The organism is Marinospirillum insulare DSM 21763 (assembly GCF_000686905.1).
In the GTDB taxonomy this organism is placed as follows: Bacteria; Pseudomonadota; Gammaproteobacteria; order Pseudomonadales; family Halomonadaceae; genus Marinospirillum; species Marinospirillum insulare.
The window spans coordinates 23,668-49,151 of the sequence record NZ_JMLW01000010.1 but is presented as its reverse complement, the minus strand read 5'-3'; the positions used below and the strand labels follow the sequence as shown (position 1 = coordinate 49,151).

General features: G+C 44.8%; 18 protein-coding genes. 11 read left to right on the top strand and 7 right to left on the bottom strand.

Annotation, left to right across the window (positions count from 1 at the left end; all coding sequences use genetic code 11):
* Nucleotides 1-105: 105 nt before the first annotated feature.
* Entirely contained in the window at nucleotides 106-2,961 is a 2,856-nt protein-coding gene (locus tag BP27_RS0105495; protein WP_027850702.1) for a valine--tRNA ligase, read from the bottom strand.
* Nucleotides 2,962-3,157: 196 nt separating this feature from the next.
* Between BP27_RS0105495 and BP27_RS0105490 the strand changes: the two genes are divergently transcribed.
* Nucleotides 3,158-3,535 carry a hypothetical protein gene (locus BP27_RS0105490; RefSeq protein ID WP_027850701.1) on the top strand — a complete coding sequence of 126 codons (378 nt, stop codon included), beginning with the start codon at nucleotides 3,158-3,160 and terminating at the stop codon, nucleotides 3,533-3,535.
* Nucleotides 3,536-3,538: 3 nt separating this feature from the next.
* On the opposite strand, the gene BP27_RS0105485 is transcribed toward BP27_RS0105490, so the two are convergent.
* Both BP27_RS0105485 and BP27_RS0105480 read right to left on the bottom strand, forming a co-directional pair.
* Nucleotides 3,539-3,967, bottom strand: coding sequence for a DNA polymerase III subunit chi (locus BP27_RS0105485; protein WP_027850700.1), 429 nt, complete (start codon nucleotides 3,965-3,967; stop codon nucleotides 3,539-3,541).
* Nucleotides 3,964-5,463, bottom strand: a complete 1,500-nt coding sequence (locus BP27_RS0105480; protein ID WP_027850699.1) for a leucyl aminopeptidase — start codon at nucleotides 5,461-5,463, stop codon at nucleotides 3,964-3,966. The genes BP27_RS0105485 and BP27_RS0105480 overlap by 4 nt, the downstream gene beginning before the upstream one ends.
* A 125-nt stretch (nucleotides 5,464-5,588) precedes the next feature.
* On the opposite strand from BP27_RS0105480, the gene lptF reads away from it, so the two are divergent.
* The 10 genes from lptF (at nucleotide 5,589) to BP27_RS0105430 (ending at nucleotide 20,022) form a co-directional block, all read left to right on the top strand.
* The gene (gene lptF, locus BP27_RS0105475) at nucleotides 5,589-6,647 is read left to right on the top strand and encodes an LPS export ABC transporter permease LptF (RefSeq protein WP_027850698.1); all 1,059 of its coding nucleotides are present in this window, start codon (nucleotides 5,589-5,591) and stop codon (nucleotides 6,645-6,647) included.
* Entirely contained in the window at nucleotides 6,644-7,711 is a 1,068-nt protein-coding gene (gene lptG, locus BP27_RS0105470) for an LPS export ABC transporter permease LptG (protein ID WP_027850697.1), read from the top strand. Before lptF ends, lptG begins: the two co-directional genes overlap by 4 nt.
* A 37-nt stretch (nucleotides 7,712-7,748) precedes the next feature.
* Nucleotides 7,749-8,195, top strand: coding sequence for an RDD family protein (locus BP27_RS0105465; protein WP_027850696.1), 447 nt, complete (start codon nucleotides 7,749-7,751; stop codon nucleotides 8,193-8,195).
* A 48-nt stretch (nucleotides 8,196-8,243) separates the two neighbouring features.
* Entirely contained in the window at nucleotides 8,244-10,658 is a 2,415-nt protein-coding gene (locus tag BP27_RS0105460; protein ID WP_027850695.1) for a type I restriction-modification system subunit M, read from the top strand.
* Complete coding sequence (locus BP27_RS16700) at nucleotides 10,655-11,203, top strand: PDDEXK nuclease domain-containing protein (protein ID WP_051610350.1); 549 nt, start codon at nucleotides 10,655-10,657, stop codon at nucleotides 11,201-11,203. Before BP27_RS0105460 ends, BP27_RS16700 begins: the two co-directional genes overlap by 4 nt.
* Nucleotides 11,196-12,662, top strand: coding sequence for a restriction endonuclease subunit S (locus tag BP27_RS15315; RefSeq protein ID WP_051610347.1), 1,467 nt, complete (start codon nucleotides 11,196-11,198; stop codon nucleotides 12,660-12,662). Before BP27_RS16700 ends, BP27_RS15315 begins: the two co-directional genes overlap by 8 nt.
* Nucleotides 12,652-14,124, top strand: a complete 1,473-nt coding sequence (locus BP27_RS0105445) for an ATP-binding protein (RefSeq protein ID WP_027850694.1) — start codon at nucleotides 12,652-12,654, stop codon at nucleotides 14,122-14,124. The genes BP27_RS15315 and BP27_RS0105445 overlap by 11 nt, the downstream gene beginning before the upstream one ends.
* Before the next feature lie 320 nt (nucleotides 14,125-14,444).
* Nucleotides 14,445-16,136: an NERD domain-containing protein gene (locus BP27_RS16945; protein WP_084324521.1), complete on the top strand. Its 1,692-nt coding sequence runs from the start codon at nucleotides 14,445-14,447 to the stop codon at nucleotides 16,134-16,136.
* A gap of 69 nt (nucleotides 16,137-16,205) precedes the next feature.
* Nucleotides 16,206-19,319 (top strand): type I restriction endonuclease subunit R, encoded by a 3,114-nt coding sequence (locus BP27_RS0105435; RefSeq protein WP_027850692.1) that lies wholly within the window; start codon nucleotides 16,206-16,208, stop codon nucleotides 19,317-19,319.
* Nucleotide 19,320: 1 nt separating this feature from the next.
* On the top strand, nucleotides 19,321-20,022 hold the full coding sequence (locus BP27_RS0105430) for a M48 family metallopeptidase (RefSeq protein WP_027850691.1): 702 nt from the start codon (nucleotides 19,321-19,323) through the stop codon (nucleotides 20,020-20,022).
* Between the two features lie 85 nt (nucleotides 20,023-20,107).
* On the opposite strand, the gene BP27_RS0105425 is transcribed toward BP27_RS0105430, so the two are convergent.
* From BP27_RS0105425 to BP27_RS0105410, 4 genes are all read right to left on the bottom strand, one after another.
* Complete coding sequence (locus BP27_RS0105425) at nucleotides 20,108-21,178, bottom strand: hypothetical protein (RefSeq protein ID WP_027850690.1); 1,071 nt, start codon at nucleotides 21,176-21,178, stop codon at nucleotides 20,108-20,110.
* A 222-nt stretch (nucleotides 21,179-21,400) separates the two neighbouring features.
* Complete coding sequence (locus BP27_RS0105420) at nucleotides 21,401-23,062, bottom strand: fatty acid--CoA ligase (protein ID WP_027850689.1); 1,662 nt, start codon at nucleotides 23,060-23,062, stop codon at nucleotides 21,401-21,403.
* A 45-nt stretch (nucleotides 23,063-23,107) separates the two neighbouring features.
* A complete protein-coding gene (bktB, locus tag BP27_RS0105415) occupies nucleotides 23,108-24,295 on the bottom strand; it encodes a beta-ketothiolase BktB (protein ID WP_027850688.1) in 1,188 nt (395 codons plus the stop codon).
* A 46-nt stretch (nucleotides 24,296-24,341) separates the two neighbouring features.
* Complete coding sequence (locus tag BP27_RS0105410) at nucleotides 24,342-25,484, bottom strand: acyl-CoA dehydrogenase family protein (RefSeq protein WP_027850687.1); 1,143 nt, start codon at nucleotides 25,482-25,484, stop codon at nucleotides 24,342-24,344.

The window sequence follows — 25,484 nt, the reverse complement described above, 5'->3', positions numbered from 1 at the left end:
ACAAGTCTTTGGTGTGTATGAAAGTGGATTGTTGCTTATAAAAAAACACCCAGCTAAATGTTAACTCAGCTGGGTGTTTTTAGTTGCTTATTTAACGTCTAACCATTACAAGCTTTTAAGCTGTTCTTGCTGTTCCTTCAGCTTGCTAGCGGTTGCTTTGGCTTGATCTATCTTCTCTTGTTCTTTAGCAACCACTGCTGCGGGTGCTTTGCTTACAAAAGCTTCGTTACTTAGTTTTTTCTCGGTGCGTTCTATCTCTTGCTGTAACTTAGCTAGTTCTTTATCTAAACGAGCTATTTCAGCGTCCTTGTCGATAAAGCCTGCTAGGGGTAGATGAACTTCCATTTTACCAACCAGTTGCATGGCACTCATGGGCAGTTCAGTTACTTGTTCAATGCTTTCTAACTTAGCCAGTTTTTGTAAGAAGATGCGGTTATCGGCTAAACGACGTTGGTCTTCTTCGCTGGCATTGTTAATTAAAATTGGCAGGGCAATGGCTGGGGAAATATTGTTGCTAGCTCGCAGTTCACGCACGGCTAGAATAACGCCTTTGACCCATTCAATATCGCTAACTGCTGCGGCATCAATTTTAGTTTCATCCGCAATTGGCCAAGTCGCTAGCATTAAGGATTCACCCTCAACACCTGCTAAAGGTTTAACCCTTTGCCAAATTTCTTCAGTAATAAAAGGAATCATGGGGTGGCCTAAACGCAATAGCGTTTCTAGCACTCTAACCAAGGTGCGGCGTGTGCCACGCAAGCGTGCTACGGGTGAAGTTTCGTCCCAAAGCACTGGCTTAGAAAGTTCTAAATACCAGTCGCAGTAGTCATGCCATACAAATTCATAAAAAGCATTGGCAGCCAAGTCAAAACGGTAGTTTTCTAAATGGCGAGTTACGGTGCTTTCAGTTTCTTGCAGGCGAGAAATAATCCAGCGGTCGGCTAGGGTTAACTCGATTTCTGCTGCTTCATCTAAACCACAGTCATCATTCTCAGTATTACTAAGTACGTAGCGTGCCGCATTCCAAATTTTATTACAGAAATTACGGTAGCCTTCTAGGCGTTTCATATCCCAGTTAATATCACGGCCAGTGCTTGCCATGGCTAATAGGGTGAAGCGCAGAGCATCGGTACCGTGAGCGGTAATACCATCGGGAAAGGCTTTTTGGGTTTGCTTCGCAATTTTTTCAGCTAGCTGCGGCTGCATTAAACCGCTGGTACGTTTTTCAAGCAGTTCAGGCAGTTGAATACCGTCAATCATATCTAAGGGGTCTAAAACATTGCCTTTAGACTTAGACATTTTTTGACCATTGTCATCACGAATTAAGCCGGTGACATAGACGGTTTTAAATGGCACTTGGTCGGTGAATTTCAGGGTAAGCATAATCATGCGTGCTACCCAGAAGAAGATAATATCAAAGCCAGTGACCAATACGCTGCTAGGGTGATAAGTTTCTAAGTCAGGTGTTTGTTCAGGCCAGCCTTGCGTTCCAAAGGTCCATAAACCTGAGCTGAACCAAGTGTCTAAAACATCGGTATCTTGTTCAAGTTTAAGTGAAGCATCTAAGCTGTACTTGGTGCGGGCTTCTTCTTCAGAAGCTGCAACATAAATATTACCTTCAGCATCGTACCAAGCTGGAACTCTATGCCCCCACCAAAGCTGGCGCGAAATACACCAATCTTGAATATCACGCATCCAAGCGAAGTACATATTTTCATACTGCTTGGGTACAAACTGAATATCGCCGTTTTCAACGGCTTGAATAGCAGGCTCGGCTAAGGGGGCAATTTTTACAAACCACTGGTCGGTTAACAGAGGTTCAATCACCACGCCCGAACGGTCGCCATAGGGCAGGGTGTTGTTAACCTGTTCAACTTTTTCTAAGAGGCCAAGCTCGTCCATGGCTGCAACAAGATTTTTACGCGCAACAAATCTATCCAGGCCGTGGAAAGCTTCTGGCAGGCTAGCATCAAGGGTGGTATTTACACTGCCGTCTAAATTATAAATTTCAGCTTGGCTAAGAATGGCTGCATCTTGGCTAAGTACGTTAATCAGCGGTTGGTTATGACGCTTGCCTACCTGATAGTCATTAAAGTCATGCGCTGGGGTGATTTTTACACAGCCTGAACCCTTGTCCATTTCCGCATGGTCATCAGCAACAATCGGAATACGGCGACCCACCAAGGGTAGAATAATGTCTTTGCCAATCACTGAAGCGTAGCGTTCGTCTTTAGGGTTCACCGCAACGCAAGTATCACCCAACAAGGTTTCAGGGCGGGTTGTGGCAACTACCAAATAATCTTTGCCTTCAGAAGTGGTAACACCATCGGCTAGCGGGTAGCGGAAATGCCAGAAGTTACCCTGTTGCTCTCTGTTTTCAACTTCTAAATCTGAAATGGCCGTGTGCAGGGTAGGGTCCCAGTTGACTAGGCGCTTGCCACGGTAAATTAGGCCTTCATCGTATAAACGAATAAACACTTCTTGTACGGCTTTATAAAAGCCATCATCCATAGTGAAGCGTTCGCGCTCCCAGTCTACGGAAGCACCTAAGCGGCGTAGCTGGTTGGTAATGTTGCCGCCAGATTCTTCTTTCCATTCCCAAACTTTTTCTAAAAATTTCTCACGGCCTAAATCGTGGCGTGTTTTGCCTTCTTCAGCAGCAACTTTACGCTCAACCAGCATTTGAGTGGCGATACCTGCGTGGTCGGTGCCCACTTGCCATAAGGTGTTTTTTTGCTGCATCCGCTGCCAACGGGTTAAGGCATCCATTATGGAGTCTTGGAAGGCATGGCCCATGTGTAGGCTGCCGGTGACGTTAGGCGGCGGAATCATAATACTAAAAGCTTCGCCCTGACCGGAAGGACGAAAATAACCCTTAGTTTCCCATTCTTTGGCCCAACGCTTTTCAATTTCGGTGGGCTGATAGGTTTTATCGAGAGAAGCTTCTGGCTTGGTGGTCATGTGGGTTCCGTAGATTACTTGTAAAGCTGAATGTAAGGATTAATTGCGCAGATTATAGCTTTTTACTAAAAATACTGCATGGCTAAAAAAGTGTTAACTGTTAGGCTGTAAAAGTCAGCTTTTCAAGTTATGCTTGTAAGTAAATAAAACTAGTTAGTTACTTTTTGATACATTTACTAGGTGTGAAGTGAACACTATGCATGAAGCAAGTATTGTACTTAGTCTACACCCGTCTGCTTTATCTAAAGGAGCTGTTAGGGTAGAAATTAGCCGCTTAACAGCAGTGATTCTGCAACGTCTATTACAACAAGAGCCAATGGTTGCTTTACCCAATGATGAGTTAAAAGCTTATCTTGAAGATTTAGGGTTAGATTTTCCTAACCCTTTGCAGTTGCGTGCTTTAATTAAACAGTTACGTGAAGATATGCGTCTAGTGGGTGTGGATAACCCAGTATTACAGCTAGGCGGTGGCTTAATGATTAACCGTCACGTTAAGGTGGTTTGTGAAGAGGATGAAGGGCCTGACTTATTGGATATTATCTATGATGGCTTGTTGCCCCACCAACAACACTAATCTTTACCTAGTACGCATATCGTGAGTGTGCACTGGGTAACCCCTTTCTTTGTAGAATTTCCAGTCTGCCCGCTTAGGTGCTTTTACAGCTTCAGTTGCATCAATAATTTCTGCTACGCGCTGAAAGCGTGAAAAATGCGGTGGCACTTTTAAGTCAAGATTAAGCAGTACATCCTGGTGATTGCCTGGGTCTTCTTGCCAGCCAATTTCAACGGGTGAAGGTGGGTGGTTATTAAGTAAACCATGAGGCACAAAGGCCTCAGGTTTAAAATTCCACAACTTTTCATCTAGCTCATGGGCTTGCTGTTCATCGGCTACATGAATGTACAGCTGATGCCCACGCCGCCAAATGGTTTCTGCTAGTTGGCAAGCAAACTCCATTCGGCTGCTGTTAGCTCCTTCTGCTAATAAGTAGAAGTCAACACGGGTCATGCGTTGGCTGCTTCTAAATCTAGTAGGTAGGTCGTTAGTAAGCCAACAGGTCGACCAGTAGCACCTTTTTGTTTACCAGAATGCCAAGCAGTACCGGCGATATCTAAGTGTGCCCAAGGGTAGCTTTCAGCAAAGCGCGACAAGAAAGCTGCAGCGGTGATGGTGCCAGCAGGACGACCACCAATGTTTTGCATATCCGCAAAGTTAGAATCTAGCTGCTCTTGAAATTCTTCAGCTAAAGGTAATTGCCAAGCAGGGTCGTTAGCATCTTTACTGGCTTTAAGTAGTGCGCTAGCTAGATCATCATTGTTACTTAATAGCGCGCTAATGTTGTGGCCTAAAGCAATAATGCAAGCACCCGTTAAAGTAGCAATATCAACCACGCTAGCAGGTTTGAAGCGCTCGGCGTAGGTGAGTGCGTCACACAAAACTAAACGGCCTTCGGCATCGGTATTTAATACTTCAACTGTTTGGCCAGACATGGTCGTGTAAATGTCACCTGGCTTGCTGGCCTTACCAGAGGGCATGTTTTCAGCTGCAGCAACCATAAACACTAGGTTTAACTTAGGTTTAATTTGGCGAACCACTTCTAACACACCTAGAACACTGGCAGCACCACACATATCAAACTTCATTTCATCCATGCCTTCGCCTGGCTTCAAGCTAATACCGCCAGTATCAAAGGTAATGCCTTTGCCTAGTAAAAGGTGAGGTGCTTCATCGGCATCTTTACTGCCTTTATATTCAACAACGATTAGACGTGGTGGCTGGTCACTACCTTTACCCACTGAAAGTAAGCTATTCATGCCTAATTCAGCCATTTGATTTTCGTCTAAAATGCTTGTGCTAAACGCAGAATCTTTAGCTGCTAATTCCTGGGCTGTTTCAGCTAAATGTATAGGGGTGCAGACGTTGCCTGGGCGATTACCTAAAGTGCGTGCTAAGTTTTTACCCTGCCCTATAGCTTGGCCTACTTGCAGAGCTTTTTCGCCTTCAGAGCTTTGTTGGTTATCAGGCCAGTAAAAAGCTAGCTCATCTGGAAAGTCTTCTGCCGCAGGTTTAGACTTAAATTCAGTAAAGCGGTAAAAGCTGGTTTCAGCTACTTCAGCCATAAGGCGTAATTTCCAGCTGGAATCACGGCCCTTTAAAGGTGTATCGGCTAGGGTTAGTAATGCATTGTGTAGGCTAAGCTGGGCTAGGTTTTCATAGGCAGCTTGGCAGGCTTTACTAAACTTGTTTTCGGTTAGCTTGTCTTGTTCGCCCATGCCCACTAAAAGAATGCGCTGAGCTTCGGCACCCGGAGCAAAAGGTACTAAAAAAGTTTTACCTAGCTTGGCTTTAAAATCACCTCGGTCAATAATTTGACGAATAAGTGACTCTGTAGCTTTATCAACACCTTCGCCAGCTGGCGTAAGGCTACCATCCTGCATCACTGGAAGCACCACGCAGGCTGTTTCCGTAAGGGCTGGGGATTGGGTAACCAGTTTAAAGTTCATAGCTGCTCCGTAAAGTCTTTAGAAAGATCATCAATTTATCTTGTTAGCAAGACAAGCTTAAGGTTCGTGTAGGATAATGGCTTTACTTAAGAAATGCATCGTAAGTTTGTTTGCAGGAGTTAGGATTGATCCTTTATCGATATATTGCGCGTGAAATAATTATTTCAACCCTTGCCGTGGGTAGTATTTTATTGCTGGTTATAGTGGGTAGCCGCTTTGCTAGGTTTTTAAATCGCGTAGCTTCGGGCCGAATCTCGCTAGATATTCTAGGACAGTTGACTCTTTTTTATACCCCCTACGCGCTGCAACTAATCATTCCACTCAGTTTTGTATTGGCACTGATGCTAACTTTTGGCCGCTTGTATATGGAAAGCGAAATGTCGGTTATTCAATCTAGCGGTGTCAGCCAAAGGCAGTTAATGCAATTAGTGCTGGTGCTTGCGCTAGGTGTAGCCAGCTTAACGGCATTTAGCAGTCTTTACCTTACACCTAAGGCGCAGTTTGCTAGCGAATTAATGATGCAGGAACAACAAGAAAAAACCGGTTTTGAATCCGTAGCAACTGGGCAGTTTACCCACCTGAATAAACAAACCATTTTTGTTAATCAACAAAACGAAGACAATACCCTATTGGAAGGTGTTTTTATTGCTGAGGTTGCAGAGGGTAAGGCAACTCTGGCCTTGGCCGATAGAGCTTATCAGCAAATAAGCGATGAAACCCTAAGCCGATTTTTAGTTTTAGAAGATGGCTGGCGCTATGAGCTACCTAGTATTGATTTAACCAGCAGCTCGCTTGAGTTTGACCGTTATGCACTTAGAGTAGGTGTTTATTCACCACCTAGCGTGCAAGAGCAAGTTGCTATGTTATCACTCAATAAGTTACTGGCAGACAAATCTCTAGCTGCTAAAGTCGAGCTGCAATGGCGTTTAAGTCTGCCTGTTTTAGTTCTAGTCATGGTTTTTATTGCCCTACCCTTAACAAAAGTGAACCCACGCCAAGGACGCTTTATTGCAATCCTGCCCGTACTGTTATTAGAGCTAATTTATCTAGGTGGGCTAATGTCTTTGCAAGGCGCTATTAATAAAGAACAGTGGCCTGTATGGCCTGGCATGTGGTTAGTTCATTTTGGGTTTTTCTCTATGGGTTTAGCTTTGTGCTGGCGGCGCGGGGTGTTTAAATCATGAGGCTACTTGGTCGTTATATAGCCCAATCTGTACTTATCGGTACCCTAGCTGTGCTTCTCGTTATTGTTGGGTTAGATATTATCTTTTCACTGTTAGATGAATTAGATAATTTAAGAGGTGACTACGGTTTTGTTCAAGTCGTTCACTACTTAATTATTCGCTTACCTAATCGGCTTTACCTATTCTTACCTATCGCTATTTTAGTTGGGGTTTTAATAGGTTTAGGTAACTTAGCGGCGACCAGTGAACTAACCGTAATGCGTGCTGCTGGTATTTCAATTCCCAAGCTAATTTTTCAGGCCTGCAAGCCAGTATTTTTGCTTTTAGTTCTGGCTATGTTGGCTAGTGAGTTTTTATTGCCCAGTTTGGGCCAATATGCAGATACTTACCGCTGGGAAAAACTCTACAAAAAAAATCAAACCAGCTTAGTTACCTCGCGTGATTTATGGTTAAAAGAAGATAACCGCTTTTATAGTATTAATGTGGCACGAGATGATGGACAGTTGTTAGGCGTTAGAATCTTTGAACTAGCAGAAGACTGGTCTTTAAAAAAATTGATTATGGCGCCCCGAGCAGACTACCTAAACAAGGTTTGGCAGTTAAGTGATGCTCGGGATATAACCTTTAGCGATACACAGTTGGTGGAATCTACTTTCCCTAAACTAGATATAAATCTGCCTATTGAGCCACAGTACATTGCACTACAAGCCTTTGAGCCAGACGACTTGCCACCTAGCCAATTATGGGAATATGCAGGCTATTTAACTACTAAAGGGCAAGCCAGCGGTTATTACTGGTTAGCTTTTTGGAAAAAAACACTTTTACCCATAACTGTGTTTGCGGTGGTTTTGTTAGGCGCTTCCTTCACCTTTGGTCCACTACGTTCAGTGCCTGCAGGTACTAGAATGTTTCACGGTATAGTCATTGCCTTGTTAGTAAAGTTTGCCCAAGACTTATTAGGCCCAAGTGCCTTGTTATGGGGCTTTAATCCAATTTTGGCAGTATTAATACCTGCGGCTTTTTGTGGTGCTTTAGGTTTTTGGTTTATCTATCGAGCTAGGTGATTTTTGTATTTTATTAATTAAGGATTAAAAAGCTGTTATGTCACACGTTTTTGCTGATTTAGACGAAGTTTATTATGCAGGTTTATTTAGACGCTTAGCAGCCATTGTTTATGATTCTTTATTGCTAGGCGCTATTTTTATGCTCTATGGGTTTATTGGTGTAGCCATAACTAATGGCGAGGCTAATGAACACTGGGCTTTTAAGCTACTGATTTGGTTAATTCCTTTTGTGTTTTATGGCTATTTTTGGCGGCGAACGGGCCAAACCTTAGGCATGTTAGCTTGGCGTATTCGCGTACAAACCCCTTTAGGACAGCCTGTTAATGCCAAGCAAACTTTACTGCGTTTAGTGGGTGGCTTAGTGTCTTGGGGCTGTTTGGGTTTGGGCTATTTATGGTTGTTTTTTGATAAAGAAAAACGCACCTGGCCGGATATTTTTTCCGGAACTCAAGTGGTGGTAGTGCCTAAAAAGAAAAAAGTTTAAGGCAGCTAAAATAAATAATTGAGTGTTAAGTTTTTAGGGAAATACGTTATGGCGATTAAGAAAACCGAGCTTTATTCATCACTTTGGGCCAGCTGTGATGCGCTGCGCGGTGGTATGGATGCCAGCCAATATAAAGATTATGTGCTGACCTTATTATTTTTAAAGTATGTGTCTGATAAAGCCCAAGCCAACCCCTACGCCATGATCGAAGTACCCGAAGGCGCAAGCTTTGACGACCTGATCAAGCTTAAAGGTAATAAAGACATTGGCGAAGGCATTAATAAAGTCATTAACTTAATTGCCGAGGCCAACGACCTGCAAGGCGTGATCAACGTTGCCGACTTTAACGATGAAGACAAGCTCGGCAAAGGCAAAGACATGATAGATCGCCTGTCTAATCTGCTGGGTATTTTTGAAGGCCTAGACATGGGCGGCAACCGTGCCGGTGATGATGACCTACTAGGCGATGCCTACGAATACCTGATGCGTCACTTTGCTACTGAATCGGGTAAATCTAAAGGCCAGTTTTATACTCCTTCAGAAGTGTCGCGTATTCTCGCCAAAGTCATAGGTATTACCGCCGAAACACCGCAAGATGCCACCGTTTATGACCCTACCAGCGGTTCGGGATCCTTATTATTAAAAGCCAGTGATGAAGCGCCGCGTGGTTTATCCATTTACGGCCAAGAAATGGACAATGCCACCAGCGCCTTGGCACGCATGAACATGATTTTGCACGACAATGCCACCGCAAAAATCGTACAAGGCAATACCCTTAGCAGCCCAGAATGGAAAAATGCTGACGGCCAACTGAAAACCTTTGATTTTGCCGTCGCCAACCCACCCTTTTCTACCAAAAACTGGACCAGTGGAATAAACTCCAATGAAGACGAGTTTGGTCGTTTTGTGTGGGGTGTGCCGCCTGAGAAAAATGGTGACTATGCCTTTTTACTGCACCTTCTTAAAAGCTTAAAAAGCACTGGTAAAGCTGCAATTATTTTACCTCACGGCGTGTTGTTTCGTGGTAATGCTGAAGCGCGTATTCGTGAAAACCTCATTAAACAGGGCTATATCAAAGCCATTATCGGCTTGCCAGCTAACCTGTTTTACGGCACAGGTATTCCGGCCTGCATTATAGTGGTAGACAAGGAAGATGCCGCCCAGCGCGACAGCATTTTTATGATAGATGCCAGCAAAGGTTTTATTAAAGACGGCAATAAAAACCGTTTGCGCAGCCAAGATGTACATAAAATAGTGGATGTTTTCACCCAAGCTTCAACACTGCCTGGCTACAGCCGCAGCGTGCCCTTGGACGAAATTGCCAGCAACGACTACAACCTAAACATTCCACGCTATATCGACAGCAGCACCCCAGAAGATTTGCACGATTTAGCCGGGCACTTACAGGGTGGTATTCCTAATCAGGACATTGACCAGCTACAGCAGTTTTGGCAGGTGTTCCCCAACTTGCGTGACAGCTTGTTTACGCCACTGCGCGAGGGTTACAGCCAAATAAATGTACCTGCCAGCGAAATTAAAACCCATATTCTGCAACACCCAGAATTTACCGCCTTTGCCCAGCAAGCCTTACAGCCCTTTAGTGCCTGGGCGCAGCAGGCAAATTTTCCAGCCATCAGCCTTGATGATAAGCCCAAAGACATTATCCACCGCATTAGCGAAGATTTGTTAGCGCGTTACCACAACACCCCTTTGCTGGATAAGTACGCTATGTACCAAATCCTCATGAATTATTGGGCCGATACCTTACAAGACGATGTGTATGTATTGGTGCAAGAGGGGTGGAACGCTGGTAAAAAGGTACGCGAGTTGGTGGCTAAAAAAGGTAAAAAGCTCACTGAAAGCCCTGATTTAGTGATTAAGCGCGTGAGATACAAAATGGAGCTGATTCCGCCCACCTTAATTGTGCAACGCTATTTTGCTGAGCAACAAGCCCAGTTAGACCAACTGCAAGGCACCTTAGATGAGATTGTTCAGCAGCAAGAAAGCCTGGTTGAAGAACACACAGGCGAAGAGGGCTTGTTAGTCGAAGCCTTAAGCGACAGCGATAAAGTCACTAAAACCACGGTTAATGCCCGTTTAAGAGTAACCACTGATGAAGAAGAGCGTGAGGTGCTGGAACAAGCCAAGCAGTTGTTTGATTTAGAAACCAGCACTAAAGCCCAGCTGAAAAGCTCACAAGAAAAGCTCGACCAAGCAGTGCTAGGGCAATACGGCAAGCTGGATGAAAGTGCAATTAAGCAGTTATTGGTTGAAGACAAATGGCTGGCCACCTTGCAAAGCCAAATCGAAGCGGAAATTGAGCGCATTACCCAGCAATTGGCCAGCCGTTTACAAGAGCTGAAAGAACGCTATAGCGAGCCATTGCCCGAAATTACCCAGAAGGTAGCGCAGCTCAGCAATAAAGTGGCAGAGCACCTCAAGGTCATGGGCTTAGCGCTATGAATCAGCCCAGTGAGCAGAGCTTAGCCAGCTTAGTGGAGCCAATCGCAAAACTTATTGAACACGCCCGCGGGCAAGTACGCCAAGCGGTGAACAGCGCCCTGGTGCACAGCTATTGGCATATTGGTGAAATGCTTGTTGAGCATGAACAGCAGGGCGCAAGCCGTGCTGAATACGGCACACAACAGCTCAAGCTATTGTCTACACAGCTTACCGAGCGCTTGGGTAAAGGCTTTGATGTGACTAACTTGCGCAATATGCGCCGCTTTTATCACGCCTTTCCAATTTGGGAGACAGTGTCTCTCGAATTGAGCTGGACCCATTACCGCAGCTTATTACGCATCGATAACCCCACCATTGGCTTGGTGCTGTGCAGCGAGAAAAGTGAAGCGGTGGTTAAGTACTCAGTCTTATCGGAGCAAAAACAACTCTTCTCCGCCAAGTACTTGCCCTACTTACCCACCGAAGAACAACTTAAACACGAATTAGAACGCGAACGCGCCAACGCCATGGCCCAGCTGGCAGCTAAGGAGCAGAACAATGACTAAGGATGCAGTAGCAGAAGTAAGCCAGCAGTATCTGGTTGAGGCAGCAGAGAAGCGAGTGCCTGAAGGGTATAAGCAGACAGAGGTGGGGGTTACAAATTCGTCGGGAGCGAATTTGAACGCCACTTGTGGCGGCCCGCAGGGCGGAGGCATGGATAGCCGACGTATTCCGGAGGGTTGGAAGGTTGTATTGCTTGATGATTGCACAGTTAAGGTTGGTAGTGGCAAAACTCCAACTGGTGGTTCTTCAGTATATGTTGATACAGGTCGGCCATTTATTAGAAGTCAAAATGTGGAGAGAGGTAATCTAGATCTATCAGATGTAGCTTATATAACGGATGATATGCACAGTACATTTCTAAGCTCGGAACTGAAAGAAAATGATGTTCTATTGAATATAACAGGGGCATCTATTGGCCGTTGTGCAAAAGCTAATAAATTAATATCAGGTGGAAATGTAAATCAGCATGTTTGCATAATCAGAACAGTTGAAAAAAAGCTTGCACCTAGTCTTTTGGTTGAGCTGATTAACTCTCGACTTGGACAAGAGCAAATTGATAGCTATCAAGCAGGTGGGAACCGTGAAGGACTTAATTTTAAGCAGGTTCGTCAACTTGAATTTCCTGTAGCAACAAGCATTAAAGAACAAACCGCCATCGCCAATGCGCTATCCGATACCGATGCACTGCTCAGCGAACTAGAAAAGCTGATCGCTAAAAAACAAGCCATTAAAACCGCCACCATGCAGCAACTGCTCACTGGCCGCACTCGGTTACCGCAATTTGCACAGCGCCCAGACGGCAGCAAAAAAGGCTACAAACAAAGCGAGCTAGGCGAGATACCGGAGGATTGGGAAGCTATGCAGCTTGGTGCAGTAGCAGTGTTTCTAAAGGGAGCTGGTCTACCTAAAAGCGATCTAGTTGATAGCGGCAAAAAACAGTGCATTCATTATGGACAGCTCTTTACAACCTATGGTCCTAAAATTGAGAAAATATTTTCATCTACCAATATAGAAGGTTCTGTTAAGTCAGAAGTCAATGATATTTTAATGCCGACCTCTGATGTAACGCCAAACGGTTTAGCAACTGCGAGCTGTATCCTTGAGTCAGGAATTATTCTTGGTGGTGATATTTTAGTAATACGTTCTAACAAGGAGCTGTTGAATGGGGTTTTCTTTGCATATTTAATTATCGTGATGCGCGATCAAATTATGCAGCTAGTCACAGGGTCTACTGTCTACCATTTATATGGCAGTGATATGGCAAAGTTCTTGTTCGCAAATCCTACGCTTGAAGAACAAACCGCCATCGCCACCATTCTTTCCGATATGGACGAAGAAATCCAAGCACTGGAACAACGCCTCAACAAAACCCGCCAAATCAAACAAGGCATGATGCAGCAGTTACTAACAGGGAAGATTCGTTTGCTGCAACCCGCTCAAGGAGTTAGCAATGCCAATTGATATGACGCTAGTGCAAATGCGCTCCATGCTAAAAGAGTTATGCATGTTGCCTGCCGAGACAGAGTGGGTTGAGTTTAAGCACAATGCCGATATTGCGGTGATTGGGGAGTACATTTCTGCTCTGGCTAACTCCGCAGCATTGCTGGGTAAGCAAACGGCCTACTTAGTTTACGGGGTAGAGGATGCGACACATACAGTTCTGGGCACAACCTTTCAGCCTTCGCAGCAGAAATACAAGCAGCAAGAAATCGAAAACTGGCTATTACAGAAACTGTCGCCCAAAATACATTTTCGCTTTCATGAGTTTTTAGCAGGGTCAGAGGAAAATCTACCTGTCGTTATTCTTGAGATTCAACCTGCGGCACATCAGCCGGTGCAATTTGACGGAGTTGAATATATACGCAGCGGTTCCTATAAGAAAAAACTTAAAGACTTCCCTGAAAAAGAGCGTGAATTGTGGCGCATCTTTGATAAAACGCCGTTTGAACGGCAGTTAGCCGCCACTAATATCACAGCCGATGAAGTGCTTAAGTTGTTGGAGTATCCTGCTTATTTTGATCTGACAGGTTTGCCATTACCCGATAACCGAGTAGGTATTTTAGCCGCGCTAACCGCTGATGGTTTAATACAAGAAACAGTAGGCAGTCGCTGGCATATTACAAACTTGGGCGCCATCATGTTTGCCCGTCAACTGCAAAGTTTTCAGCACTTGGCTCGTAAAACGGTGCGTTTGATTATGTATCGCGGCAATAGTCGTGTTGAAACCATTCGTGAAATCGAAGGCACAAAAGGCTATGCAGTCGGTTTTGAAGGGTTGATTGGTTATTTAAAAGCACTGCTGCCCTCTAACGAAGAAATAGGTAAAGCTTTCCGCAGTGAAGCGCCAATGTACCCAGAGTTAGCTATACGCGAGTTGGTGGCTAATGCCATTATCCATCAAGATTTCAGTATTACTGGGACAGGGCCGATGATTGAGTTGTTTGACACTCGCATGGAAATCACTAACCCGGGGATTCCATTGGTAGCAACAGAACGTTTTCTAGACTCTCCACCACGCAGCCGAAATGAAGCATTAGCATCGTTTATGCGACGCCTGAATATTTGTGAAGAGCGGGGGACAGGCATTGATAAGGTAGTATTCCAAACCGAACTGTATCAATTGCCTGCACCAATGTTTGAGGTAACAGAGCACCATACCCGCAGTATTTTATTCAGCTACAAAACCTTTGCGCAGATGGACAAAGAAGAGCGCGCACGCGCCTGCTATCTGCATTGTTGCCTGAAATATGTAAACCGTGAACCGATGAATAATCCCAGCTTACGTGAGCGCTTTGGGATTGAGGCTAAGAGTATGTCGATGGTCAGTCGTGTCATTAAAGATGCGATCGATTTGGGTCTTATCCGACCTTATGACCCGCTTGTTGGCCCCAAGGCTATTCGTTACATTCCGTTTTGGGCTTAATTTGCTTGATTGATGGTTGACTGGAAGTCTTAAAAACATTGTTTTTTGTTGAGACTGCAAGCTAAGTTGTTGAATTTAAAGAAAAGTAAATGGTTGACTGATGGTTGACTGGAAGTCTTAAAAACATTGTTTTTTGTTGAGATTGCAAGCTAAGTTGTTGAGTTTAAATAAAAATAAATGGTTGACTGATGGTTGACTGGCCACAATAAAAGCTAAGCTCAATAGGGCGGTGGTCACGTCTGTTAATAGGTATTTAATCTCAAAATATCCAAGTTTTGCTGGTACATAAGTATTTAAATTTTAAGTAAGGCTGTTACACAATGTCGATCTTACTGTACGGCCAAAAAGCCGACCGAACACATGAAAACAAGATGCTCAGGGCGTTTATCCAAGCACTTAAAGCCGACTGGGGAGGCGCAGGCAAAGACATCACCCTAATCGCCAATAGCATGTGGGATGGGCATGAGGTTGATTTGGTGTGCCTGCTCCCTACGGCTATTTTGGTCGCTGATTTTAAGCATTACAGCGGTCACTTAATTGGTACTGAAAATGGTGAGTGGACAGTCGCTGGCGCTGCGGTAAAGGGCGGTAGTAATCACAGAGCTAACCCCTTTCAGCAGGTACGTGAGTATAAGTTTGCAATCATCGACTGGTTGAAACAAAAGAACCTACTGGAAAATCAAAATATTGGTCACATCAATGGCGCCATTGTCTTTACTGGGCCAATCACCGGTGAAGTAGACCTTTCAGTTAGGTCGTCGTACTGGTTTCACACCACTGATATAGAAAGTAGCCCGGCTGTGCTGGCAGACCTTGCATCAACAGAGCTAAGAGTTTACCCGAGAGACATAAAAGCAATTAAGAAAGCACTCGGGGTGCAGGCACTCGACTTTGATTTTGGGCAGGATAATTACCAAGCTAAAGCAGAGCCTATTGCCCCCGTGTCTGTAATCCGCAGTGATACAGTTGAACAGCCTGTTGGACTCACAGCTAAAGAGCAGAGTGGGGTTTATAAAGCAGAAACTGAGGCAACTCAACGAGAGCCAGCTAAGCCAGCGCCTGCTGCCCGCAAACCAGACGTACAGCCAGCAAGCCCATTACCTCCCCAGAAAAGTCGCATGTCTGGCATGTTTAAGTCTGCAATGGTGGTGGGTGGTGTATTTTTAACCATGGCGCTGGTCAGTCAGATTTATCCAACTATCGGGCAAAGTAGTCCAGTGGATACCAGCACTTCGCCGCACATGCAGCCAGTAGAGACTGTAGCGCAGCAACACGCTAATACACCTGCTGTGAAAGCACAGTCTTACCAGAAAGTGGCTACACCTGTTGCGAGCAAAAACACTGCAACTACGACTAACATTGAACAAATCGAAGCGCGTTCAGCATCGCGCTATGTAGGTCAAGAGGTAACAGCATGCGGTACCGTTGTGCAGACTACCCCTTTTAGCAAAGGTGTGTATTTGAACTTAGATAAGCCGCACCCACAGCAAAGTTTAACGCTAGTGGTGTGGGATGATTCTTTAGGTGCTGTGGAAAATAAACTGGGGCGCTTATCCGGTTTAGAGGGTGTGGAGGTTTGCGCCCGTGGCGCTGTGGGTGATTATCGCAATCGCCTCCAGATACAAATTAACGCAGCTTCTGCGGTGTATCTAAAGGCGAACTCCCCGCACCTTGCTGCTGCAAGTCAGCAAAGCAGTGAGGTGAACGTTGAACGAATTGAAGCCTATCGAGCACCCTTTTACGTGGGTAAGCAGGTTATGGCCTGCGGCGTGCTGGCTGACACGACGATGTTCTCTAAAGGTATGTATCTAAGTTTAGATAAGAAGTATCCGAATCAAACCTTAACGTTGGTGGTTTGGGATGAGAACATTGCGCCGCTTGAGAGCAAGTTTGGCTCCTTTAATAGTAAAGTAGGCCGTACTTTTTGTGCGCTCGGCACCATAGAAAAATATAAGAAGAATCTGCAGGTTCAAATTGAAAATCCGCAGTTTTTGCGCTTGATGAACAATTAAGCAGCTTGAGTCCTTGCACGCAAAAAGTGAGCTGTGCATGCGGTAAGCAGTGTTAGGGATAGGGAAACTATGAGCAAAATCAACCAACTCGAACGCACCACCCAAAACCGTGTTATTCAGCTGTTTCGCCAAGATTTGGGCTATGACTACTTGGGTAATCTGCATGATCAGAGCAATAAAAATATTAACGCTGATCTGCTAACCGCTTGGCTAAAAAAACAAGGCTACAGCGATACCTTAATCACTAAAGCCTTGCGCCAACTGGACATGGCTGCTGCTTTAGGGGATGGCAAAGCCCTCTATCAAGCCAACAAAGAGGTGTATCGCTTACTGCGTTACGGCGTTAAAGAGTCTGAAGGTGTTGGGCATCAAAATGAAACCATTTGGCTGATTGATTGGCACAACCCAGAGAATAACCACTTTGCCATTGCGGAAGAAGTTAGCATTCAAGGTGAAAACATTAAGCGTCCGGATGTGGTGCTTTATGTGAATGGTATCGCCTTAGGGGTGTTGGAACTGAAGCGTTCAACTGTGTCGGTCAGCGAGGGCATTCGCCAAAACTTAGATAACCAGAAAAAAGCCTTTATCCGTAATTTCTTTACCAGCATACAGCTGGTGATGGCCGGTAATGACAATCAAGGTTTACGTTACGGTACCATTGAAACGCCCGAGCGCTACTTTTTAGAGTGGAAAGAAGAAACGCCTAATCCTTATTCAAGCCCGTTAGATTTTTATTTAAGCCTACTGTGCAATAAACAGCGTTTTTTGCAGATTATTCACGACTTTATGGTGTTTGATGCTGGGGTTAAAAAAACCTGCCGGCACAACCAGTTTTTTGGTGTTAAGGCAGCAAAACAACGTATCGCGACCCGCGAAGGTGGGATTATTTGGCATACCCAAGGCTCAGGTAAAAGCTTAACCATGGTGTGGTTGGCCAAGTGGCTGCGAGAGAATCAAACCGCAGCCCGGGTGTTAATTGTTACTGACCGCACCGAGCTAGATGAGCAAATTGAAAAGGTGTTTGGCGGTGTTGATGAAGCTATTTACCGCACGCAAAGTGGCGCAGATTTAATTGCTGCCTTGAACCAGCCGACCCCTTGGCTAATGAGCACCTTGGTGCATAAGTTTGGTCGCCAAGGGGATGATGACACTGCAGAGTCAGAGCAGGCCACCGATGAGTTTATTCAACAACTTAGCAGTACCATTCCTAAAGATTTTAAAGCCAAAGGTAATTTGTTTGTGTTTGTTGATGAGTGCCACCGTACTCAATCCGGCAAGCTGCATGAAGCAATGAAAGCGATTATTCCAGAGGCGATGTTTATCGGTTTTACCGGTACGCCTTTGATGAAAAAAGACAAGCAAAAGTCCATCGAAGTATTTGGCAGTTATATTCATACCTATAAGTTTGATGAAGCGGTAGAAGATGGCGTGGTGTTAGATTTACGCTATGAAGCGCGGGATATTGACCAGCACTTAACCTCGCCAGAAAAAATTGATGAGTGGTTTGATATCAACACCCAAGGCTTAACAAAAACCGCTAAAGACCAGTTAAAACAACGTTGGGGAACCTTGCGTAAGGTGCTTTCCAGTAAATCCAGGCTTGAGCAAATCGTCATGGATATTTGGCTGGATATGAAAAAGAAACCCCGTTTAAAAGATGGCCGCGGTAATGCCATGTTGGTGTGTTCCAGCGTGTATCAAGCCTGTACCACCTATGACCTGTTCAGCAAAACAGACTTGGCCGGTAAACTAGCCATAATTACCAGCTATCAACCCACAGCCGCCAGCATTAAAGGTGAAGAATCCGGCGAGGGGCAAACCGAAGCACTGTTTAAGTACGCTACCTACCGTAAAATGCTGGCTGATTTTTTTGAGCAGCCAGAAGAACAGGCGGCTTCTCGCGTGGAAGACTTTGAAATTGCCGTTAAAAAGCTCTTTATTGAAGAACCTGGGCAAATGCGTTTGCTGATAGTGGTAGATAAATTACTGACAGGTTTTGATGCACCCTCAGCCACCTACCTGTATATCGATAAACACATGGCAGACCACAACCTGTTCCAAGCCATTTGCCGGGTTAACCGTTTAGATGGTGATGATAAAGAATACGGTTACATTATTGACTATAAAGACCTGTTTAAATCCCTTGATAAAGCCATTAAAAGCTACACCGAAGGTGCCTTTGATGGCTACGATGAGGAGGATGTTGCGGGGCTGCTTAAAGACCGCTTAGAGCAAGCAAAAGAAGATTTAGACAACAGCTTAGAAACACTTAGAGCCCTGTGCGAGCCGGTTAAAGCACCAAGAGGCATTCTTGAGTATCAGCATTATTTTTGTGGGGTATCGGGTGAAAACAAAGACGAGCTGCTGGAAAAAGAACCGCTGCGTTTAGCTTTTTATAAAGCCTTTGCCAAGCTATTACGTGCTTATGCAAACCTTGCCAATGAAATGCAGCAGGCCGGTTACACTGCTGCCGAACAAGAAAAAATCCGCCAAGAAATCGAACACTATGAAGCGGTGCGCGCGCAAGTGAAGCAGTTTAGCGGTGATGAAGTGGATATGAAGCGCCTAGAGCCGGCCATGCGGCAATTGATCGATATGTATATCCGTGCTGATGACAGTGAAGTCTTGTTCGACTTTGAAGAGCTGGGTTTGCTGGAACTGGTGATAAGTAAAGGCGAGGATGTAATAGAAGAAATACCAGAGGGTGAGCGGGACCTTGCTAGTACGGTGAACGAAGGCATCGAAAACAACCTGCGCCGTACTCTGGTGGAAAACAATCCGCTTAACCCTGAGTACTACGACAGCATGTCGGTTTTGTTAGATGAACTGATTAAAAAGCGCCGTCAACAAGCCATCGACTATCAAACCTACTTAAAAGAAATTCAAGCACTGGCCAGTAAAGTGGTGAAGCCCAACGAGGGAGCGGGTGATTATCCTAGCACTTTGGATACGGCAGCTAAGCGGGCTATTTATGACAACTTCGGCAAAGATGAAGAGCTGGCGAATAAAATAGATGACACCATTCGCTCCACCAAAAAAGCCGACTGGGTGGGTGACCGTTTTAAAGAGCGTGAAGTAGCGTATACACTGAGCGAAGAGATGGGCAACTACAAGGTGGGTAAAGAAAAGATAAATATTGAAGCTTTAATGGAGCTGGCCAAAGCACAGCCAGACTATAAGTAAGATGCAGCAACAAATTGGCAGCATAAAGTTTGAACTAGTACGCAAACCGATTAAGCACATGCGTATTAATGTTTTACCACCGAATGGGCAGGTGCAAGTGATAGCGCCAAAAAGTTTCACAGATACCGCCATACGTGTAGCTTTTGCGGCACGCATTCCTTGGATTAAAAAACAGCAACAAGCATTTGATCAGCAAGCTCGCCAAACACAACGCCAGTGGGTGTCAGGGGAATGCCATTATCTGTGGGGTAAAGCTTATCGCTTAGCAGTAATTGAACACGCTGGCGCTCACCAAGTGCGCTTTGGTAAAGACAATTATTTAGAATTGTGGGTACGACCTGGCACTAAAACAGAAAATAGAGCGAAAGTGCTGCACCGTTTTTATCGTCAAGAACTTAGCCAAGAAATCCCCAAACTACTTGATAAGTGGCTGCCACGTTTAAAGGTTGAGCTTAACGATTGGCGCATCAAACAGATGAAAACCAAATGGGGCAGTTGCAACATCGAAGCCTGTCGCCTGTGGTTGAATTTAGAACTCGCTAAAAAGCCCCATACCTGCCTTGAATACCTAGTAGTGCATGAACTAGTCCACCTGCTAGAGCGCAACCATAACGCCCGCTTTATTGCCTACATGGACCAATTTCTACCCGACTGGCGAGAACGCCGAGCGTTACTGAATAGACAGCCACTAGGTGTAATTTAGCTAGTGATAGCAATACAAGATGCTGGTTAAGAAGTGTTGCTCACTAAAGACTCGAATAATAGTAATTGAGTCTTTAGCCATGCAATCACCAAGGTTCTTCATTTATATGTTCCCAGCGCATTTGTAGGTAAGGCTTTAACTTGTTTAGGCTGGTCACTTCTTTACGAAATAGCGTCAGGTTGTCGATGTCTTGCTGCATTTTTTTTAGGTGAGCATTAATTTCCCGCTGTGATGCTTTGTTAGTTTTTCTATGGAAGCGCTGATACAAAATACCTGCTTTAGGGTCTTCATGCAGAATGTCTGCTTGCTGTGAGCGTAGTTGTGCATATTTACGGTTAAGCAGTTCTGTTGCGTCAGTCAGGTCGCCGCCTAGTTCTTCTAGCGGTGATTTGCCAATGTATTCAGCATAGAAAGCAAACAAGGTGGTGATGTCATTATTATCCCTTGCTTCAATCAGTTCACTCATCAGGCGGTTCTTCTCTAAGCGAGCTTCTTCATTTTGTTCAAAGTCGGGGTGCAACATACGTGCGATGCGGCGAAAGAGCTTATTGATTGATTTGCCTTTCATTAGCTTATTGAGTGCTTTCTCGTCATCTTTTACCTGTTGCTCGAAGGCTTCTTGCTGGCGGAAAAAATCATCAAAACCTGGTTCATCCTGAAAGTCAGAAAAAAGCTTCTCAAAAATGCTTTCATCATCTTCATCTGCCATTTCATCGAAGAAATGCTCCTCCTCGTGCATAGCTTCATCTTGGAAAGTTTCAAACAACTCAGGATGAATTTTTTCCATGATGGCTTGCATCTTTTGAGAGAGGGCATCTAGATTTACATCAGTAGCAAAGGGGTTGTTGGCAATCGTGTCTATATAATCGACTATCCACTCAATAAGCACTTCGCGGTGCCAAAGAGCTAAAGATTTGCGGCTATAAAAAACCAATAAGTGTTCGCAACTTTTATATAGAGTTGTAACGTGGGCTTTTTCTTGCTCTTCAATCGCGTTAGTCACCTGTTCGGCGAAAGCCTTGATTTGATCGCGCAAGCGGTCGTTTTTCTTTTGTTGGTTAGTCACCCTTTCCCAAGCTTTGTTGAACCGTTCGGTGCTGGAGGAATCGGCGCTGCGGGTGGCTTTGGTCTTTTTCTTGCTAGTGGTTAGTTTCATTGGTGAGCAGTTCTAGGAGAAGGAAAAGGTAGCTGCAGTGGTTTTGCAGGTGAAAACTGATTTTATCAACCTAAACTCAACTCTCAAGTGTAATTCGTTAAGTAAGGGCTGGAAGGCGAGCTGATAGGTTTTTTTAAGATAAAAAAACCACCTAGGTTCCAGATGCTTTATCCAGAACTTAGGTGGTTATTATTCTTAAAAAGAAGAAGATTTAAGGCAGGATTAATCCGCTAGCTGTTGGCGTATAACTTTTTTATTCAGTTTACCAACGCTGGTTTTGGGGATTTCTTCGACCAGCATAATTTGCTGTGGAATGGCCCATTTGTTGATTTTGCCTTGCTCAACATAAGTTTCTAGGTGTTTTTGAATGGCAGTCGTTTCAAGTGGCTTAGAAGGGTCAGTGGCAACCACTAAAGCTGCTGGGCGCTCGCCCCACTGTTCGTCTGCAACACCAACCACGGCCACTTCTGCTACGCCTGGGTATTGGCTAATCAGGTTTTCTAGTTCTAAAGAAGATAGCCACTCGCCGCCAGTTTTTATCACGTCTTTAATTCGGTCGCGTATCATTACAAAGCCGTGCTCATCTATGGTGGCAACATCACCGGTATGCAGCCAGCCTTCTTGCCAAAGTTCTTCACTGCGGGCTTCTTCTTTGTAATAGGCTTGGGTTAGCCAGGGTGATTTAACTCTTATTTCGCCCACGCTTTCACCATCGTGAGGTAGGGGTTTGCCGTAGGTGTCAACCACTTCTAAGTCTACAAAGGGTACAGCGACACCCGTTTTACAACGCCAAGGGAGTTGGGTTTCAAAATCAGCATCGGCTATATTTTTTGGCAGAATAGAGCCGGTTAGTAGCGGGCAGGTTTCTGACATGCCATAGGCAGAGCGGGTATCTATGCCTAAGTCCCAAGCTTTTTTAGCTAAGCCTTGTGGTAAGGCGCTACCACCGATTAGAACTTTCCAGCCAGTTAATTTTACCTTGCCTGAAGTAATTGCATCAGCAGAAACCACCATATTTAGCAGGGTAGGTACGCAGTGAGAAAAATCGACTTTTTCTGTTACTAACAACTTCACTAGCATTTCTGGCTCGTAACGGCCTGGGTAAACCTGCTGCGCCCCCAAGAGCGTTGCTGTGTAAGGAATGCCCCAAGCATGTACGTGGAACATTGGAGTAATGGGCATATAAACCTTGTCGCGGTTAAGCAGTTCAAACCCAGGCGCTTGTACGCTGCTTGCTTCGGTTAGGGTATGCAAAACCAATTGGCGGTGTGTAAAAAATACGCCCTTGGGGTTGCCTGTTGTGCCCGTTGTATAAAAGAGAGTGGCAACGGCATTTTCATCAAATGTTGGGAAGTCATACTGCTCAGGTTGTGCTGCTAACAAGGCTTCGTATTCACCCTTTAAAGGCAGGCTGGTTTTAACTGCTTCTGGTGTATCTTGGCACAGAATATAACCACGAATAGCCGGTAGTTTTTCAGCTAAAGGTTGTAAAAGGGGTAAAAACTCTTGGTGGGTTAATACAAATACATCTTCAGCGTGCTCCATGGTGTAAAGCACTTGCTCCGGCGCTAGGCGCACGTTAACCGTATGCAAAACTGCGCCTAGCATGGGAATAGCAAAGAAGCATTCTAAATAACGGTGACTATCCCAATCTAAGACTGCTACTACATCACCGGCTTTAACACCTTGGTTAGTTAACAGGTGGGCAAGTTGATGCACACGCTTTTCAAATTCGCTGTAGCTATGGCGGCTAAGATCACGATAAACAATTTGATTATCGCCCGCCATGCGTACACCCGATTTTAAAATATCGCCAATTAACAGGGGTGGATTAACTGCTGACTGGGTAGCGGGTAGAATTTTAGGTTGTATAGTTGAAGTCATTTTTAGCTCCCTTGCTGTATCATTTTTTAGTTTTGTTATTGATTTTTAGCTAACATGTTCAATGATTAAGGCTATACCTTGCCCACCACCAATGCAAAGGGTGATAAGTCCATAGCGACCTTGAATACGCTCTAGCTCATAAAGTGTTTTTACGGTAAGAATACTGCCCGTTGCACCTACTGGATGCCCCATTCCCACTGCACCACCATTAGGGTTTAGCTTATCCGCTGGGAAGCCTAATTCTTGTGCCACAGCCATAGCCTGAGCAGCAAAAGCTTCGTTGGATTCAATCACATCTAAATCATTCATAGTAAGACCCGCTTGGGCTAACGCTTTTTTTACGGCTGTTACTGGGCCCATACCCATAAAGGCAGGATCAACCCCACAAAAGGCATTGGCAACTAAACGTGCTTTAACTTTAAGGCCTTCTTGTGCGGCAGTTTCTTCATTAGCTAAAAGCAGTGAAGCAGCACCATCGTTAATACCTGAAGCATTGCCCGCAGTCACTAAACCGTCTTTTTTGAAAGCAGGTTTTAGTTTGGCTAAATCCTCTAGGCTAACTTGGCCACGCACATGCTCATCGGTCGCAAAAAGTACTTCTTCACGGCCTTTTCTAACAGGAATAGGCACAATTTGATCGGTAAAGTGTCCAGCTTCTATCGCTGCCGCTGCTTTTTGGTGGCTGGCGAGCGCAAATTCATCGAGTTGTTGACGAGTTAAGCCATATTTAGCAGCTATGTTTTCTGCGGTAACACCCATATGGCCGGTACCGAAAGGGTCGCTAAGAATGCCCAAAGTTAAATCTTGCACATTGCCATCGCCCATACGCAAACCAGTACGTGCTTTAGGTAATAAATAAGCGCCTTGGCTCATGGATTCAGCACCACCCACTAAAGCTAGTTGGCTATCACCGGCTTCTATCATTTGTGCGGCAGAAATAATCGCTTGCAAACCAGAACCACAAAGACGGTTTACATTAAAAGCTGCAGAGCTTTCTTCTAGGCCAGCATTAATAGCGATATGGCGAGCTAGGTAAGCATCTTGCGGAGCAGTAGTAATAATGTGCCCATAAACAGCATGGTCAATTTTTTTAGCATCCACACCGCTGCGCTTGATGACTTCTTTAGCCGTGGCAGTACCCATGTCAGCAGGGCTTAGGTTAGATAAACTGCCACCAAAACCACCGATAGCAGTACGCACACCTTCCACAATAACAACCGAATTAAATTTCATTTTTTATTCCTAGTGTTTTCTATCTGTTTTGTCACTTAATAAATAATTATTTGCCAAGCATTGAACGAGCAATCACTTCTTTCATAATTTCAGAAGTACCGGCATAAATGGTTTGGATTCTTGCATCTACATAAAAACGTGAAATGGGGTATTCCAGCGTATAACCATAACCGCCAAAGAGTTGTAAACATTCATCAATGGTTTGGCACTGCATTTCACTTAATTGCAGTTTTAAAATCGCTGCATCGGTGCCAGACATGCGGTTTTCACGGTAGAGCGCCACACAATGATTAAAATAAGCCCGTGCCATATCAATTTTTGCGCGCACTTCAGCCAGTTTAAAACGGGTATTTTGGAAGTTGGCTATTGGCTGACCAAAGGCTGTGCGCTCTTTAACGTAATCTAAAGTGAGCGCTAAAGCACCTTCCATTGCACCCAAAGCTTGTGAGCCTACGCCTAATCGCTCACGGGGTAGTTCTTGCATTAGATAAGCAAAACCAGCACCTTCTTGGCCTAAAAGCGCATCAGCCGGTAGCAACATATCTTCAAAAAATAACTCGGCTGTATCACTGGCATGTTGGCCAATTTTTTTAATGGGATTGCCGCGAGAAAAGCCAGCTAGGTGAGCATCCACTAAAAATAATGACACGCCTTTAGCACCAGCAGATGGGTCGGTTTTTGCACAAACGATGACCATATCGGCCATCATGCCGTTGGTAATAAAAATTTTAGAGCCGTTTAACTTCCAGCCATCCGCTACTTTTTCAGCGCGGGTTTTTATATTGGCTAAATCACTGCCAGCACCGGGTTCGGTCATAGCAATGGCGCTCATTACTTCGCCGCTTGCCATGCGTGGTAACCAGTATTGCTTTTGTTCTTCGCTGGCTAGATGCTCTATATAAGGAATAACGATATTGCTATGAATGTTGTAACCACTAGACAAACCACCAAAACCACGGCGAGAGATTTCTTCTATCACTAGCTGAGTAATCGCAAAATCTGCACCTGTGCCGCCGTAATCTTCGGCTAGGTCAACGGCCAACATGCCTGCTTCACCTAGCTTTAACCAAAAGTCACGTGGCACTTGCCCAGCATCTTCCCAGTCGGAATAGTAAGGATCGGCTTCTTTATCTAAAAAGCGGCTAATCATTTCATAGAAAAGTTGGGTGTTTTCATCTTGCTCAAGCAT

Excerpts from the sequence above, each read along its gene's own strand:
- BP27_RS0105495 (WP_027850702.1), bottom strand. The coding sequence starts at position 2,961 with ATGACCACCAAGCCAGAAGCTTCTCTCGATAAAACCTATCAGCCCACC.
- BP27_RS0105490 (WP_027850701.1), top strand. The coding sequence starts at position 3,158 with ATGCATGAAGCAAGTATTGTACTTAGTCTACACCCGTCTGCTTTATCT.
- BP27_RS0105485 (WP_027850700.1), bottom strand. The coding sequence starts at position 3,967 with ATGACCCGTGTTGACTTCTACTTATTAGCAGAAGGAGCTAACAGCAGC.
- BP27_RS0105480 (WP_027850699.1), bottom strand. The coding sequence starts at position 5,463 with ATGAACTTTAAACTGGTTACCCAATCCCCAGCCCTTACGGAAACAGCC.
- lptG (WP_027850697.1), top strand. The coding sequence starts at position 6,644 with ATGAGGCTACTTGGTCGTTATATAGCCCAATCTGTACTTATCGGTACC.
- BP27_RS0105465 (WP_027850696.1), top strand. The coding sequence starts at position 7,749 with ATGTCACACGTTTTTGCTGATTTAGACGAAGTTTATTATGCAGGTTTA.
- BP27_RS0105460 (WP_027850695.1), top strand. The coding sequence starts at position 8,244 with ATGGCGATTAAGAAAACCGAGCTTTATTCATCACTTTGGGCCAGCTGT.
- BP27_RS16700 (WP_051610350.1), top strand. The coding sequence starts at position 10,655 with ATGAATCAGCCCAGTGAGCAGAGCTTAGCCAGCTTAGTGGAGCCAATC.
- BP27_RS15315 (WP_051610347.1), top strand. The coding sequence starts at position 11,196 with ATGACTAAGGATGCAGTAGCAGAAGTAAGCCAGCAGTATCTGGTTGAG.
- BP27_RS0105445 (WP_027850694.1), top strand. The coding sequence starts at position 12,652 with ATGCCAATTGATATGACGCTAGTGCAAATGCGCTCCATGCTAAAAGAG.
- BP27_RS16945 (WP_084324521.1), top strand. The coding sequence starts at position 14,445 with ATGTCGATCTTACTGTACGGCCAAAAAGCCGACCGAACACATGAAAAC.
- BP27_RS0105435 (WP_027850692.1), top strand. The coding sequence starts at position 16,206 with ATGAGCAAAATCAACCAACTCGAACGCACCACCCAAAACCGTGTTATT.
- BP27_RS0105430 (WP_027850691.1), top strand. The coding sequence starts at position 19,321 with ATGCAGCAACAAATTGGCAGCATAAAGTTTGAACTAGTACGCAAACCG.
- BP27_RS0105425 (WP_027850690.1), bottom strand. The coding sequence starts at position 21,178 with ATGAAACTAACCACTAGCAAGAAAAAGACCAAAGCCACCCGCAGCGCC.
- BP27_RS0105420 (WP_027850689.1), bottom strand. The coding sequence starts at position 23,062 with ATGACTTCAACTATACAACCTAAAATTCTACCCGCTACCCAGTCAGCA.
- bktB (WP_027850688.1), bottom strand. The coding sequence starts at position 24,295 with ATGAAATTTAATTCGGTTGTTATTGTGGAAGGTGTGCGTACTGCTATC.
- BP27_RS0105410 (WP_027850687.1), bottom strand. The coding sequence starts at position 25,484 with ATGCTTGAGCAAGATGAAAACACCCAACTTTTCTATGAAATGATTAGC.